The sequence below is a fragment of the Vibrio sp. 10N.222.54.E6 genome (genome assembly GCF_041473955.1).
GTDB lineage: Bacteria > Pseudomonadota > Gammaproteobacteria > Enterobacterales > Vibrionaceae > Vibrio > Vibrio tasmaniensis_A.
The window spans coordinates 22,177-37,300 of sequence record NZ_JBFRTD010000033.1 but is presented as its reverse complement, the minus strand read 5'-3'; the positions used below and the strand labels follow the sequence as shown (position 1 = coordinate 37,300).

Annotated in this window: 16 protein-coding genes; 3 read left to right on the top strand and 13 right to left on the bottom strand. The window is 41.0% G+C overall.

Annotation, left to right across the window (positions count from 1 at the left end):
* Positions 1-255 precede the first annotated feature (255 nt).
* Positions 256-894 carry a TetR/AcrR family transcriptional regulator gene (locus AB4513_RS18540; RefSeq protein WP_009847963.1) on the bottom strand — a complete coding sequence of 213 codons (639 nt, stop codon included), beginning with the start codon at positions 892-894 and terminating at the stop codon, positions 256-258.
* 221 nt (positions 895-1,115) lie between these two features.
* On the opposite strand from AB4513_RS18540, the gene rfaD reads away from it, so the two are divergent.
* Entirely contained in the window at positions 1,116-2,057 is a 942-nt protein-coding gene (gene rfaD, locus AB4513_RS18535) for an ADP-glyceromanno-heptose 6-epimerase (RefSeq protein ID WP_009847964.1), read from the top strand.
* Positions 2,058-2,132: 75 nt separating this feature from the next.
* On the top strand, positions 2,133-3,086 hold the full coding sequence (gene lpxM / locus AB4513_RS18530; protein ID WP_032555298.1) for a lauroyl-Kdo(2)-lipid IV(A) myristoyltransferase: 954 nt from the start codon (positions 2,133-2,135) through the stop codon (positions 3,084-3,086).
* A gap of 79 nt (positions 3,087-3,165) precedes the next feature.
* Here the strand turns inward: lpxM and AB4513_RS18525 are convergent, their stop codons facing one another.
* The 6 genes from AB4513_RS18525 to AB4513_RS18500 are packed head-to-tail and all read right to left on the bottom strand — an operon-like array spanning position 3,166 to position 8,354.
* A complete protein-coding gene (locus AB4513_RS18525; protein ID WP_009847966.1) occupies positions 3,166-3,840 on the bottom strand; it encodes a CatB-related O-acetyltransferase in 675 nt (224 codons plus the stop codon).
* A 7-nt stretch (positions 3,841-3,847) separates the two neighbouring features.
* Complete coding sequence (locus AB4513_RS18520) at positions 3,848-4,735, bottom strand: lipopolysaccharide biosynthesis protein (RefSeq protein ID WP_102257560.1); 888 nt, start codon at positions 4,733-4,735, stop codon at positions 3,848-3,850.
* Positions 4,725-5,681 (bottom strand): glycosyltransferase, encoded by a 957-nt coding sequence (locus AB4513_RS18515; RefSeq protein ID WP_009847968.1) that lies wholly within the window; start codon positions 5,679-5,681, stop codon positions 4,725-4,727. Before AB4513_RS18515 ends, AB4513_RS18520 begins: the two co-directional genes overlap by 11 nt.
* 26 nt (positions 5,682-5,707) lie before the next feature.
* Positions 5,708-6,187 (bottom strand): pantetheine-phosphate adenylyltransferase, encoded by a 480-nt coding sequence (coaD, locus tag AB4513_RS18510; RefSeq protein WP_009847969.1) that lies wholly within the window; start codon positions 6,185-6,187, stop codon positions 5,708-5,710.
* A gap of 9 nt (positions 6,188-6,196) precedes the next feature.
* On the bottom strand, positions 6,197-7,261 hold the full coding sequence (locus AB4513_RS18505) for a glycosyltransferase family 9 protein (protein WP_009847970.1): 1,065 nt from the start codon (positions 7,259-7,261) through the stop codon (positions 6,197-6,199).
* On the bottom strand, positions 7,254-8,354 hold the full coding sequence (locus AB4513_RS18500) for a glycosyltransferase family 9 protein (protein WP_032555300.1): 1,101 nt from the start codon (positions 8,352-8,354) through the stop codon (positions 7,254-7,256). Before AB4513_RS18500 ends, AB4513_RS18505 begins: the two co-directional genes overlap by 8 nt.
* 71 nt (positions 8,355-8,425) lie before the next feature.
* On the opposite strand from AB4513_RS18500, the gene AB4513_RS18495 reads away from it, so the two are divergent.
* Positions 8,426-9,148: a 3-deoxy-D-manno-octulosonic acid kinase gene (locus AB4513_RS18495; protein WP_009847972.1), complete on the top strand. Its 723-nt coding sequence runs from the start codon at positions 8,426-8,428 to the stop codon at positions 9,146-9,148.
* Between the two features lies 1 nt (position 9,149).
* Here AB4513_RS18495 and AB4513_RS18490 read toward each other — a convergent pair whose 3' ends face one another.
* The 6 genes from AB4513_RS18490 to mutM all read right to left on the bottom strand — a co-directional run bounded on the left by AB4513_RS18490 (position 9,150) and on the right by mutM (position 15,122).
* Entirely contained in the window at positions 9,150-10,043 is an 894-nt protein-coding gene (locus tag AB4513_RS18490; RefSeq protein ID WP_009847973.1) for a hypothetical protein, read from the bottom strand.
* A gap of 3 nt (positions 10,044-10,046) precedes the next feature.
* Complete coding sequence (locus tag AB4513_RS18485; RefSeq protein WP_009847974.1) at positions 10,047-10,787, bottom strand: glycosyltransferase family 25 protein; 741 nt, start codon at positions 10,785-10,787, stop codon at positions 10,047-10,049.
* Positions 10,784-12,088: a lipid IV(A) 3-deoxy-D-manno-octulosonic acid transferase gene (gene waaA / locus AB4513_RS18480; RefSeq protein ID WP_009847975.1), complete on the bottom strand. Its 1,305-nt coding sequence runs from the start codon at positions 12,086-12,088 to the stop codon at positions 10,784-10,786. Before waaA ends, AB4513_RS18485 begins: the two co-directional genes overlap by 4 nt.
* A 13-nt stretch (positions 12,089-12,101) precedes the next feature.
* The gene (waaF, locus tag AB4513_RS18475; protein WP_009847976.1) at positions 12,102-13,157 is read right to left on the bottom strand and encodes a lipopolysaccharide heptosyltransferase II; all 1,056 of its coding nucleotides are present in this window, start codon (positions 13,155-13,157) and stop codon (positions 12,102-12,104) included.
* On the bottom strand, positions 13,154-14,104 hold the full coding sequence (locus AB4513_RS18470; protein WP_009847977.1) for a glycosyl transferase family 90: 951 nt from the start codon (positions 14,102-14,104) through the stop codon (positions 13,154-13,156). The genes waaF and AB4513_RS18470 overlap by 4 nt, the downstream gene beginning before the upstream one ends.
* Positions 14,105-14,312: 208 nt before the next feature.
* Positions 14,313-15,122: a bifunctional DNA-formamidopyrimidine glycosylase/DNA-(apurinic or apyrimidinic site) lyase gene (gene mutM / locus AB4513_RS18465; protein ID WP_009847978.1), complete on the bottom strand. Its 810-nt coding sequence runs from the start codon at positions 15,120-15,122 to the stop codon at positions 14,313-14,315.
* Positions 15,123-15,124: the final 2 nt, after the last annotated feature.

Genomic DNA, 15,124 nt, shown 5'->3' with positions numbered 1-15,124 from the left:
AGATGCGAAGAACAAGCCCAAAGAGCTGAAAATTTCCGAATTCGCATTAATCAAACTCAGTCATTCCAGAATTGAGGGACGAAATATCTGGAATCTCGCTTGAGATTGCTACCCTCGAGGATAAAGAGAGATTCCCTATCACGCTCGTTCCTCGCTGTAGGGAATGACGTCACGATTTATATCCCACCACTCGAATCTGCGCTTTTCCGCTCTCGTTACCCGAATCCGACTTACCGCTTACCCACATCTTCGCTTTTATTTGCTGTTCAGCGCTCTTACACCATCTTCTAACAATGTCAGTTGCTCAAAGCCTTGAGTCGTTGCAATCGGTTTAACGGTTGCGATCATCTGCAGCATTCCTTGGTGAACAACTTGCTCCGTAATTTGAGATTTTGGAGACATCGCCGACTGATACGCCAACCAACCCGATGCGATCAAGTGGAGAGATGTGACCATCGACTTCATTTCTGTATCTGTTGCTTTTAGCAAGTTCAACTCAACAAAAGCTCTCATAATATCCACAAGATTCGTTTGCAGCTTTTCTTGAACGGCCATGTAATCAAGATGCAGCTTTTCATCACGAGACAATATTTCAGGCAGGTTCGCATAGAAGAATCGGTACTTCCACATCAATGTGAAGATTGAATCTAAGTAGCTTTTTAGTAGCGTCAGGCTTTCTTGCTGCCCTTGAATCGGAGTAAACCTTTCAAGTAACTCAGTCGAGTAGAGAGTAAAGATATCACGTACAATTTCTTGTTTGTTGCGGAAGTGGTAGTAGAGGTTACCTGGGCTGATTTCGATGTGCTCAGCAATATGATTGGTCGTAATACTACGCTCGCCGTGCTCATTAAAAAGCTCTAGAGCTGCGTAAACAATCTTGTCACGTGTTTTCATTAGTAATTAGATCCCTATCCGTTTAGTGGTTCAGTATATCGCCACTAAACAGATAGATCGACCTGTTCACATCTGGTCGAATTAGCTCTGACGAAAATGGATAGAATATCTCAATTAACATCACTACATTACACTAGAATTAAAGAATTATTCCGCTAGCTCGCTTCGTTTGTTCCTTGCTATACTCGTGTGAGTTTGTATTCAAAAAAGTAGGAAGAAATATGATTATCGTAACTGGTGGTGCAGGCATGATTGGCAGCAATATTGTTAAGGCGCTCAATGAAGCAGGCCACAACGATATTCTAGTTGTCGACAACTTAAAAGATGGCAAAAAATTTAAGAACCTGGTTGACCTAGATATCACCGATTACATGGATCGTGATGACTTTCTAACTCAAGTTATGGCTGGCGATGATTTCGGTCACATTGAGGCTGTTTTCCATGAAGGTGCATGCTCAGCAACCACAGAGTGGGATGGCAAATACATGATGCTAAACAACTACGAATACTCGAAAGAGTTGCTGCATTACTGTATCGAGCGCGAGATTCCGTTCTTGTATGCTTCTTCTGCTGCCACTTATGGTGAAACCGATACCTTTATTGAAGAGCCGCAGTACGAAGGCGCGCTAAACGTATACGGCTATTCAAAACAGCGATTTGATAACTATGTGCGTCGCTTAACTGCAGATGCAACCGCACACAACGAAACGCTTTCTCAAATCACTGGGTTTCGATACTTCAATGTCTACGGTCCACGTGAACAGCACAAAGGCAGCATGGCTTCTGTCGCTTTCCACCTAAACAATCAAATGAACGCTGGTGAAAACCCGAAATTATTCGCAGGAAGCGAAACCTTCAAGCGTGATTTTGTGTATGTTGGTGATGTTGCGGCCGTAAACCTGTGGTTCTTAAAAAATGGCGTATCAGGTATCTTCAACCTAGGTACAGGTAATGCCGAATCATTTGAAGAAGTCGCAAAAGCGGTGATTAAGCATCACGGTAAGGGAGAGATTGAAACTATCCCATTCCCTGAGCATTTGAAAGGTGCTTACCAAGAGTTTACTCAAGCTGATTTAACTAAGTTGCGTAATGCCGGTTGCGATGTTCAATTTAAATCGGTTGCTGAAGGCGTCAGCGAGTACATGCAGTCAGTTAATCGCTAGATTACACTCTCCCGAAAACAAGCTAACGGTATACTGTTAGCTTGTTCAATATATATCGCCAGTTAAAGGTTTACAGTGACAACTCAACGCGACGACTACGATCCTAAAGCATACAACCCCAAATTCATCAGTGCGTTTTTATCACCAAAACACTGGGGAACTTGGCTCGGGCTATGCCTATGTCTACCCATTTCTTTGCTGCCAAACTCGATTCGAGTAGCCATAGCAAAATTCGTGGCGACAAAAATGGCGAAGAAGCAACGTGGCTCAGTACAAAAGGCACGTATAAACCTCGCGCTTTGTTTTCCAGAAAAGTCTGTTCAAGAGCGTGAAACCATTCTAACCAATTGCCTAACAACTGCTGGCGCCTTTTTACTTGGTTTTCCTGCCATATCATTACGCAGTAAACGTTGGCTTGAAAAACACTCAGAAATCATTGGATTAGAACACTTACAACAGCTACAAAAAGACAATCAAAGTGCTATTTTGCTCGTACCTCACTCTTGGTGCATCGACATTCCGGCTATCCTTTTAGCTTCAAGAGGCTTGCCCGTTTCTGCGATGGCAAATAGCCAGAAAAACCCTCTGACCGATTTGCTCATGCACAAGCAAAGAGTTCAGTATGGCGGACGAGTTTATGATCGCAGTGGAGGCATTAAGCCTTTTATCAAATCAGTCAAAGATGGCTACTTGGGATATTACCTGCCAGATCAAGACCATGGCCCAGAGCAAAGTGTATTCTCAGATTTCTTTGCGACTGAAAAAGCAACCTTGCCCGGACTAGGAAAACTAGCAAAAGTAAGCCGAGCGAAGATCGTTCCAACCTTTGCCAGCTATAATATTGAGACGGGTAAATACGAAATTGAAATCAAAGCACCCATTGAGTTATCCGGCGATGAACATCAAGACGCTAGGGCAATGAATGAAGTCGTTGAAGGTTTTGTTAATCCGAAACCTGAGCAGTACATGTGGATTTTAAAGTTATTAAAAACACGTAGGAACGGACAAGACCCATATGTGGGTTATTAACCTACATATGGGTATAAACCTACATATGGGTATAAACCTACACGTAGGCATATAGACTCGATTGATTAGTTAGAAGTTTCTAACTAATCAATAACTTAAAATCTTTGATGTTAATAAAGGCACCTTGATGCTCTTTGATTTTTTCAAGTGGCCATTCCCACCACTGTTCCATTAAAAGAGCTTCCCTTTCCTCTTCAGTAAAGCGCTTCTTAATCTCTTTCGCTGGAACACCGCCCACAATACTGAATGCTTCTACATCTTTGGTCACAATAGAACCTGTTGCAATCACTGCACCATGCCCGATAGCCACTCCTGGGAATATTTTCACGTCTTCACCAATCCAAACATCGGATCCAACAACAACTTGATAATGCTCCTCAACATACTTAGTATGCGAGTAAATAGTACCTTTGTTAAAATCCAATCCTTGTTTCTGCATCAATCGATGATCTGCTCGATGAAAGCAAGGGTGAGTCGACACATAATCATTGATCGGGTGGTTATTTAGGACAATTTTCACATTATTAGCAATCGAGCAAAAACGACCTATTTTGACATTGTTCATATTACAATGAGTATCAATATAAGTACCGAAGCCAATATATGAAGCATTCACATCACAATCGCTTGCTACAGAGTTACAGCCTTCAAATTGAGTGTCTGTAAAGTTTGATTTTCGAGAAAGGAAGTTCTTCTGTTTTTTTTGATCACGAATGAATATTAGCTTCTTAATCTTGCGTATGATTTTTTTCATAATGAGTCTATTCGCCATTACCAGATAGGAGTTTGTGATAAAAACCATCAACAGTGTAATCTTCAAGCTTAATCAAAACTGATTCGTCAAACTCGCTAGAAATAAAGTATTCCATACTACCAGTAAGTTCATTTAGAGAGTCAAATATAAGAAAGTTATCTTTTGAGTATAAAGGATGATTATAAAGACTCGTATTATTCGTGATTACTTTTTTTCGAGCATACAATGCTTCTTTAACCCTCATAGTATCAGACGTCTGTCCATCAAGAACCATTTCCAATACACATTTGGTATTGAGCATCACGGTTAGGTATTCAACATAGGAATAAGACGGTTTCTTGTCAAAAACAATAAAATTGCACTTAAAACCATCTAATGCACCTTTTATTTTCTGAACCTTTTCTTTCCTTCCTTTATCCACGCCGACAAAAGAAACATCGAAATCAGACGATTTTTCTATCTCATCGATGATTTTTAGTTGAGGCATAGGTAGGTAAATATGCTTAAAGTCATACTTTGCTGCATCACCTTCATCAAAAGTATATGTTTCAAAACCTTTTAGGTGGTGGTTCAGGCTTCCATCTGTGACATTTCTAAAAACAATCACCTTCCTCCCATCAATCTTTGATATCGACTTTATATCTCTCAGAGAATCGGTGGTGAATATGACATCGAAGCCATTTAGTGCCTTTATTTTTCGTCTTATGATCGCTCCATAAGCCTCATGATAGTGTTTTTTACTATAGAAAAATAAAAAGGAAACTAATTTAACTAGCCACTTACTTAGGAAAATATGATGCTTTTCATAATCAGACGATAGGACATCAATTTCTAGTTTTTCATACTGTTGCTTATAGCCTACGAAAACCAGTTTCGGTTTCAATTTATCGTTCATAAGGCAACCTTTTAAAAGACTCGACAATACTTCCTAATGCACTATTGGCTTTATTACCTTCAACTACCTTCTCGTAATAACTAACATACGCTGCAGCCATGACATTGGCATTGAATTGCTCTCTCGCGTATTCATTACAACGAGCAGATTCATAGGTGTCAGAATTTAAGATCCCTTCTACGAGATCTTGTTCACAGCTCGATAAAAGACCTACCTCACTAGAAACTAATTCCGGCAGTGAGCCATAAGGTGTACCAAACACTGGGCAACCAAAATACAAACTCTCTGTAATCGCTAAGCCAAACGGTTCATGCCAAGTCACGGGGAATATCAGACCTTTTGACTGAGTCATGATCTGAGATTTCGTTGTATCGTCCACCATCCCTAAAAAACGAACATGACGATCTAACGTTAACCTGAAACCCATTTTTAGGTTCAATCGATGGCCGCCCAACACATCAAGCTGCTGGCCAGCTTTCTTGGTAATATCAATGGCACCTTGAACATTTTTAACTCGCCACGCCGCTTTCCCAAGAAAATGGAAACGTTCTCGTTTCAAGTTAAAGTTAGGCTTTTGGTAGTTGTCCCAATTCAAGCCATTGTAAACATAAGCTTGTGCACCATGATTTTTTGCATGCTGAGATGAAACAAAGACGGTATTAGGGTCAATAGGGCCGTCTGAATTACCATGCTGCGTTAAAATGTAGGGATAAGAGATAGGCTCAAGATCAGAGTGGAAATGCACAACATCAATATCATTTGGAAGCTGACTTTGCAGTGGTACATTCGGTTGATACTCTATGACTCTCGCCCAATCACACTTTGTTCCTTTACCAGCGAGCAGCGTCACTCGGTGCCCGGCTAGGTGCAAAGCATAAACTAAGTCCCAAATGACTCGTTCGGTTCCACCATAATTCACCACAGGTAACGTGGCTCTTGTATACATTAGAATATTCATAATTACTTAATTTTTTAAAGCTTTACTTTAGCGACAACAGCTTGATGAACACACCCTGGAACAAATTGCTCTATTTCTCCACCATGAATAGCGACTTCACGAACCAATGTTGATGATAAAAAAGCAAACTCTTCTGAAGGTGTCAAAAACAGGCTCTCTAGTTCTGGTTTTAATCGACGATACATTGTCGTCAAACCAAATTCATACTCAAAGTCCATTGTTGTTCTTAAGCCACGCACCAAAATTGAGGCGTTTTGCTCGGTCGCAAAATCAACCAACAAACCGCTAAAACCTTCAACGGAAACATTAGGTAATTCATGGCAAGTTTCTCGCAATAAGGCCACACGCTCATCTAAGCTAAATAAGGTGGCTTTACTTGGGCTCTCTGCGACACCAATGACAAGTTTTTCAAACATACATGCGGCACGTTTAATTAAGTCATAATGGCCGTTAGTCACTGGATCAAAAGTACCTGGGTATATTGCTATTTTCATGACATTCCTTTATTCACTGGATGTTTTCTTGTTTTTCAATCGGCCTAATACACGGTCTAGCTGCTCAATCACCGATTCTGTAGAAATAAGAGCCATAAGATCTTTTCCTTTTACTCGGGTTCCCCATGGAAGCTCGTCAACCGCTTTACCGTGTTGCTCTTCAGCAATCTGTTCATAGACAGAAACCACACTGTCTAAACTATGGTAAGGCCCTGTTCGCATTGGGTTACTGTGCGCATACAAACCAATCACGGGGACACCTTGAGTCGTCGCGATGTGTGCAGGCCCTGAATCAGGAGCGATCACTACACTGGATTGACCAATCACTGCGGTAAGCTGCTTTAACGAGGTTGAGCCTACTAAGTTAATACAAGGTGATGTCATGTGCTGAGATATATTGTCAGTTAAATTGCGCTCTCTATCCGTTGGAGCACCACAAAAAACCACTTTAAAGCCTAACTGATAAGCGTGATCGGCGACAGCGGCATAGCGCTCAACTAACCAGTTTCTCTCATCTTTACTCGCGGCAGGGCTAATAACAATATACGGCTCATGCGCAAGCTCCATCGATAGTTTTTGGTCTTCATCAGACAAAGCAAGATCCCATGTCGGTATCTGCTTAGGACACCCCAAAAAGTAAGCAAATTCAGAGAAATTATCTAACACATGAGATGCGTCCGTTTTTGGTAGCTTGCGATTGGTAAAGAGCCACTGCCCCTCTTTGGCACGTGTCCAACTAAAACCAAGTTTTACTTTTGCCTTTACTCCGATCGTTAACAGGCTGGCTCTTAATGCAACTTGCATATGCAGCAAATAATCAAACCGAGTTGAACGCAGGGCTCTCCATACTTCTTTCATTCCTTTTAGGCCGCGTTTTTTATCAAACACTACAACTTGAATTCCAGGTATATCACCAAGTAATTGAGCTTCGATTTTTCCCATCACCCACGTGATCTGACATTCTGGATAGGTAGCTTGAATAAGTTGCACCACAGAAAGGGCATGACAAACGTCACCAATGGCAGATAAACGCAGAATACAAATAGATTTTGGAGCAGAAAGAGCGTTATTCATTGATCGATTCCAATGGCATCATTTCTAGAACAGCAGAAACAACGTTATCTGGCTTGATATCTTGAAGGCATGGCGAATAGACATCATCGCTAATTTGACATCTGTTTTTATAACAAGGGACGCAGTTACGTTCAGATTGCACAAGTCTAATATTGGCGACTCTTTGGGAGCTAACACCATTGCTGTATAAATTGTTCGTTACATCAATTGGCTCTTCATATGGCCAAGGTGACCACATGCTTGCTGGCGCTACGCTAATAATAGATACAATTGGGATAGAGTAACCTGATGCGAGGTGACCAGGGCCACTATCAGGTCCAACAAAACCATCACTGTGTTTTATTAATACAGAGGTTTGAGCTAATGATAATTCCCCCAAAACACTGACCAGTTGATTCGATTCAGGAACTTGGCTAATGATTTGTTCAACAATGGTCTCGTCTCGTTCTAATTTAGCGCCAGATAAGACAATATTATAACCTGCAGATATCAGACGATTGATGACTTCAACCCAATACGAGACTGGCCACTGCTTAATTTCGTTGGAGGATGGCGCATGCACAACAATGTAGTTTGATGGCAATCTCTTTTGAACCGCTGAAGGTAATAACTCTTCGGGAGATACAAGCCGTGCAATACAATTAACATCTATGGTATCCAGCATACGAGCAACGCGACTCATTTTATGCTCAAAGCGATGTTGTTCTTTAATGTAATGAGTATAAATTAACTTTTTAACCCAGGCGCCAGAAAGCGATTCATCAATTGCACCAAGTCTTTTCTTGCCAAAGATAAAACTATAGATAGCGGTTCTATCATTAAGCATTTCATTGACGACTAAATCATATCGACCATGCGTTTTTAAAATTCGGTAATAGTCCTTAACGGATGCTCTTGGCGGAATTTCAACTAAAGAGTCAACGTCTGGATTGGTACCAAAAACCATCTCCCCTCTAGCATTAACTAAAACATCTATTGTTGCGGTCGGAAACGCTTTTCTCAGACTATGGGTAAAAGCAGAGATCAACAAACTATCACCAATGCAATGAGTGGCAACAACTAATATTTTTTGGTAACTACATGAATCGTTCATTAATCTGTTCGGCGTTTGATATACTGTTCTACCAAGTATGCCATAAACTCCCCAATACGAGACAGTGATTCATGTTTACAACAAAGCAAATCCATAAAACAACGTACTGGTATAATCCTAAATTACTCACCGAAGACGTTGAATTGGCTTTTTCTGTGGATTATTGGAAGGCGAATCAAGCAATACTGGGGCACGCTCAAGGTAGAGGAACAACATGGTTTGTTAAGGGAGAAAAAAGCAATTTCGCTCTTCGACATTATCATCGCGGCGGCTTGTTTGGAAAGCTAGTTAGAGACAGCTATTTATTTACTGGATTAGAGAACTCACGAGCATACCAAGAGCTAATGTTACTTGAGCTTCTAGCCACACATAAAGTTAATGTCCCGACACCCGTTGCTGCGAAAGTTTCGCAAGAAGGGCTCGTTTACAAAGCCGATATTTTAATTGAAAAGATTTCCGACGCAGAAGACTTAGTAAAGATACTATCAAACAAAAAACTATCCGATTCCCATTTCAACGATATTGGTCATCAAATTCGAAAAATGCACGATGCCGGGGTCAATCATACCGACCTCAATATCCATAACATTCTCGTTGATAAAGCAGGCAAGGTTTGGATTATCGATTTTGATAAATGCCTAACGCAAACAGGTAATAGCTGGAAAGAGAGTAATTTAAAGCGACTTAAGCGCTCATTCGAAAAAGAAGTTCGATTAGGAAGGATTGATGCTCAGCACTTTGATTTTTCACAAATTGAACAAGGGTACAAAGTGAGTACCCTTGAGAGTCTATGATTTATTCTTCTTTCAAACCAAATAACTTACGAAGTTTCTTTTTCTTTTTATAGATATGCCCTCGAATCACTTCAGCAAGAGGGCGCTTGAAGGACACTTCTTTAGCTAAGCGTATTTGCTCTTCAAATGGTTTATCTCCGTGTTCTTCAAAGAACTGTTCCAACACCGTTCTCGCCCAGTCTTTTCGTCCACTCGTTGAATAATGATTGAGCCAAGCTTTCGCTGGTTCAATATTCACCTGTGTAGAGAGCGCTTCAGATAACGCAAACTGTTCTAGAGTGTGTGCCTCACACCCTTCTTGACGTAACGCTTGAATCAACACATCGGCATAATCAAAAGCTGATGTGTGTTTCCCGGTGATACCGATGACTGCCGACGCCCACATAACTGAGTCTGGATTGGTGCGGTAGACACTGCCATCCATAAGCTTTATATCTCTATCTCTGATATGTGCGTATTCATTGGTGCTTGGCAAAGTATTGATGTTCACTTCTGAGCAAAACAGTAACGCGTTTTTATCCGATATAGAGTCGAAATAAACGTTTGTTGGCACGTTAAAGTACGTATCTGTATCTAAAAAAAGCAGTTTATCTTCAGGACTCAACTCTAAATTATCACAAAGATATTTTAAGCCGCGGTTCTTGATTCTGAAGTGATAAGTATTGCCTAGACTCCATTCAGCCTTTTGAGCTGGCGATATCGGAAACACTTTAATTGGCATATTAGCGAAGTGCTCAGGCTCTTCTGCTAGAACAGAAATTTCAGGCCTAGTTCCATTTGCCTCAACCCAATTGGCTAAAAAAGACAAAATGCAAAATCTTGCGCCTTGATAGTAAGTTCTATCATTGCCATAAATGACAAATGTTAAGTGTTTTCTAGCCAATTCTGATTTCATAATTTAGTACTTCGTAATATTTTTAAAAAGTGCTTTGTGCTTGCTGCTGACATGGCTTCGAACATGAGTTCGGTATCCCTCTTTAAACCAACTTCTAACCGTCGCATAAAGTCCTGAGGTTCTACCACTCAACTCACTATCAAATGCACCGGTTTTACTGCCCTGACGAACCAAAGGTGGGTGTGTCCAAAAAATATTGTACTCTAATGTCGTTCGCTCATTACCAATATAACCATCAATAGGTGCGTCAGTTATATTGCTTTCCATATGCTCTACCATTGCACGAGCAAAACTAAGGTCATAAAGCAAACCACCAGTAAGCTTGTTCGTTTTACACAAGTACAGATGTTGATTTGGAACTCTTACTGATGCAGGTACTAAGCTCGATGCCTCTTCAATATTTACAAGATACTTTTCTTCACCACGAAGTTCATTTTGGAAAGCTTCTAGTTGCTCAATAAAATCGCTATTTAAAAAAGCATCATCTTCTAACACTAATACTTGTGGAATTTGTTCTTCTACGACTTTTTTCATCACTAAGTAGTGCTTATAAAAGCAAGACTTCTCAGGGAGCCTCAGGGAGTCGTCAAAAAAACCATTTCTAACCTCATCAGATAGATCATCGATATCACCAGCTAACATATATTCGTAATCAGTGATGCCCACTTCTGGCAGGTGCTTATCTATATGTTTTCTACGTTCTTCGTAGCCTTTGCTTACATGAATAACAAAAGTTTTGATCATGGTGATGTCTCAATATTGGTGGCTGAATGATGTATCAATTGGAGTGTTTGTTGTAACGCACCTTGATTCTGTTGAACTATACCATAGCCTATTCGCCCTTTTTCAATTAACTCTTTAGGCTTGGATAATGCACTGATCATTTGTAAAGCAAGCTCATTCTCATCGGCTACAACAGACAGTGCGCTCGAGTCGATCAATTGATTCGCCAGGTCTGCAAAATTGAAATAGCTCGGCCCTGTTAAGCAGTATTTTTGAAGCAGCGCAGGTTCGATGAAGTTATGTCCTCCTACTTTCTTTCCAAGTAGGCTTCCTCCCATAAAAACAAGATCGCTCGCAGAAAGCATAACCATAAGCTCTCCCATCGTATCCCCCAAGTAGACGTCGACATCGAGCGGTATCTCGTCAACAACTTCGGTTCGACGAACCAAAACTAAGCCTTGGTTTTTGGCCAATTCAGCAACTGAATCAAACCGTTCAGGGTGACGAGGCACTATCACTAACAGCAATTCTGGCCGTTGGATTTTGGCTTGTTGGTAAGCTCTAAAAATTTGTTCATCTTCGCCCGCATGAGTGCTCGCGGCGACAACAATCTGCCTACCCTGCCCCAAAATATCTTTAAGATGCTCGCCTTGTGCGATTACATTATTATCAATCGACACATCGTACTTAATTGACCCTGTGACAATGACTTTTTCGCTCGGCGCACCTAGTAACTCAAATCGAGATTTATCATCAGAGTGTACCGTCAATATTAAATTTAACTTAGAGATAGTCGGATAAATTAACGAACTCATTTTTTGATAATTACTGGCTGATTTTTCGGATAATCGTCCATTAACTAATATCATCGGAATATCATTTTTAGCAACGGTGTTAATGGTGTTTGGCCATAATTCCGTTTCAATAATGAGCATGTTATCAGGCTGAACGCGGTTGATAAAACGTTGAACACACCAACTAAAATCAATAGGCATATAACGATGGCTAATCGAACCGCTCATCTTTTCGACCTGCTCAGCGCCTGTACTCGTTGTTGTAGTGATCAGTATTCTTTTATCTGGGTTTTGTATCGCCAGTTGTTCAACTAACTTTTTACTCGCCAGCACTTCCCCTACTGAAACGGCATGAATCCAAATCACACCCGATTGTCTATTCTTAATAGGCGGTGTAAATCCGAAATGCTCTTTCCAGCGATGACCAAAAGGCGGTTTGTTTGCTTTGGAGCGATATAAGCCCCAAAGCAGAATAGGGCTAACAAGGAAAAGTAGCGCGGTATAGGCCCAACGAACGACGATGCTCATATAACGACCTTATTTATATTTTGCCTTGGGAAATAACATCAAACTGCTCAATAGCACTAATGACTCTACTCGGCATTAACTCAGTGAGGCACTTTAGGTGCTGCTTGGGACAAGTTCGTTCAAAGCAAGGTCGGCACTCAATATCGGTATTGATGATCGCCAGTTTGTTCGTTAGCGGAGGCGTATATTTAGGTGAACTAGAGCCGTAAACAGCCACGACATTACAGCCCACCGCAGCGGCCACATGCATCAGCCCAGAATCATTGCTAACGACAGTACGACAAGCCCCGATCAAGTCTACAGCCTGAATTAAGCTCGTATCTCCAGCTAAATTGAAGCAATGCTGCTGCATATTAACAGGGACTTGTTCGATTATCTTTTGGGTTACTTCACGATCTTTAGCCGAGCCAAACAACCACACTTGGTAACCTTGCTTTATCATCGCTGTCGCTGCTGTTGCAAAGTGATTATCAGGCCAACGTTTCGCAGGGCCAAACTCAGCACCAGGACATAAACCAAGGACAGGCCTTTGATTGTTTAAACCAAATTGCTCCATAGCCTCTTGTTGGCTGGAGTCAACAACTTGTAGGCTTGGAAAAGGTAATGATGACAATTCACCTAAACAACCACTACCCGTCATTTCAGCTTTAGGGTGCGCTAACGCTACATACCGCTCTAACATGTATTGAAACGCTTTTTTATTGGTTCTAACGTCATTAAGCAAACCAAAACGCATTTCACCTTTCCAGCCAACTCGTTCAGGAACGCGTGCAAACAGGGGAATTAAAGCTGATTTCGCGGAGTTAGGTAATACGTACGCTTTATCGTACTGTACTTCCCTCAACGATTTGCCGATCTTATAACGAGATTTCAGATCAAATTGCCCATGCCCTAGTGGCATTTCAAGAGCTTGATTGACTTGTGGCATTCTTTCCAAAATAGGCTTACACCACGCTGGCGCTAAAACATCAATTTTTGCGTCAGGATACTGTCTTTGCAACTCAATATATAAGCCTTGAGACATTACCATGTCTCCAACCCATGACGGGCCAATAATCAGAATTTTCATTTGTCTTGCTCGTTAATAGCGTGTTCGTTAATAGCTTGGCCAGATAGTCTAAAATATTCTTGAAGTGTTTTAATGCAAACCAATTTTTCTAGTTGTTCATCTTGGAAAGGAGCAAGGTATTTATGCGCATTTTTGATCATCTGTTCAGACTCTTTAGGGTTGTCTAAATAGTATTGAATTTTTTGCTCAAAATCCGACCAGTCATCCTTCACCTCTACATAATGTATGCCTGGCTGCAGAGTGCCTTCCATAAACCACGTTTCAAATTTCATTTTTGGAGTAACGACAAGTGAGTTTGAAGACATTGCCCATTTCAAGTTTGATGCAACATCGTTCCCTTCAAGGCAAATAATGAATTTGTATTGAAGCTGCTCTTCTACTGTCATAAATGGCTGTTGCCACTCTGGGTGTTGCTCTGAAGTATTCGATTGACCTGCATTCATCAGTGGATGACCATACAGAGTTTTCATAAAACGAATTCTATGTGGTTGAGTCACAGCACCACGAAATACGGCCATATTTTTTTTATCAGAAAAACTTAAGTTATCATCCACGAATCGGAAATGACGACGCTTATCTAATTTAAATAGTACAGAGTTACTATTGTTCCCATCAATCGGACGAGCTTTAAATAACGTTGGAACTGGCTCTATATGCGTTTCATCACCAAAATAGTAACTGAAACGAAAGTACTTTGGAAAATAATGAAGAAACTCTTTAAGATCAAAGAAATAAGATGTATAGCCTTTTCGAGAATAATTACTAATCTCGCAGTTTAGACTAGCCTTATCAAAGTCGCCGAGCCCTTTCACATAATAACTTACTCTGCTTTTTATATAGTCAGCTTGATCGGAATATGACTTTTCCAGCTTTTCAAACTGTTTTGAAAAATACAAACGAGGTGCGATAGAGAGCAAGGCATGTTTTAGATAATAAAATATCTTCATAGTTTCTCTTTATATTTTATTTTTACGTAATGTAACGAAGGCAAAGCCAGCAGCCATAGGCAAGGAATTATCAACAAAGCTCTAGAGGTAGACTCTGCCTTTAGAAATGAAGACGACAAGTTCCACAATAATATCCGTAATTTTATCAGATAAAGTGCCCTAGACACAGCCTCAAGTGATATCAACTTCTGTATTGAGAAGGACACATCTATACCTGACAGCTAGAGCAATAAAACGTGTTTCTTTGCCCGATTTTAAGTTCCTGAATCAGCTCTTCACAGTTAGGACACTGTTCACCAGCCTTACCATAAACCTGCAGCTCTTGAGCAAAATATCCCGGTTTTCCATCCGCTTGGGCAAAGTCTTTTAGCGTTGTTCCACCCTGTCTGATAGCCGTCGTGAGTACTTGCTTGATCTCTTTAGTTAACAAGAGCCACTCTTGTTTTGTAACCTTACTTGCAGAGCGCAAAGGATTAATACGTGAAGAAAACAGAGCTTCATTGGCGTAGATATTACCCACACCGACCACTACTTTGTTGTCCATGATGAACTGTTTGACGGCAACCTTACGCTTTTCTGCTTTCTCAGCAATGTAATCTGCGTTGAAGTCGTCAGTTAGTGGCTCAGGACCAGAACCCAGTAATACTGTATGTATTTCATCAGGCGCCGACCATAACCACGCACCAAAGCGACGCGGATCGTTGTAACGCAATATCTTGCCATTGGTTAGCTTAAGATCCACGTGGTCGTGTTTTGCTGGCGGGAAATCTGCGTCTAACACGCGCAGTGAGCCAGACATACCAAGGTGCACAATGGCTGTTCCGGTATCAGTTTCTATCAATAGGTACTTAGCTCGGCGTGAGATAGAGCGAATCACCTGCCCTTCTAATTTCTTAAGTTCTTGAGGGATATCCCAACGCAGTTTGGGGGTACGAAAAGTCAGAGTTTTAATCGTCTCGCCAACTAAATGAGGCGAGATCCCCATGCGGCTTACTTCAACTTCGGGTAATTCAGGCATAG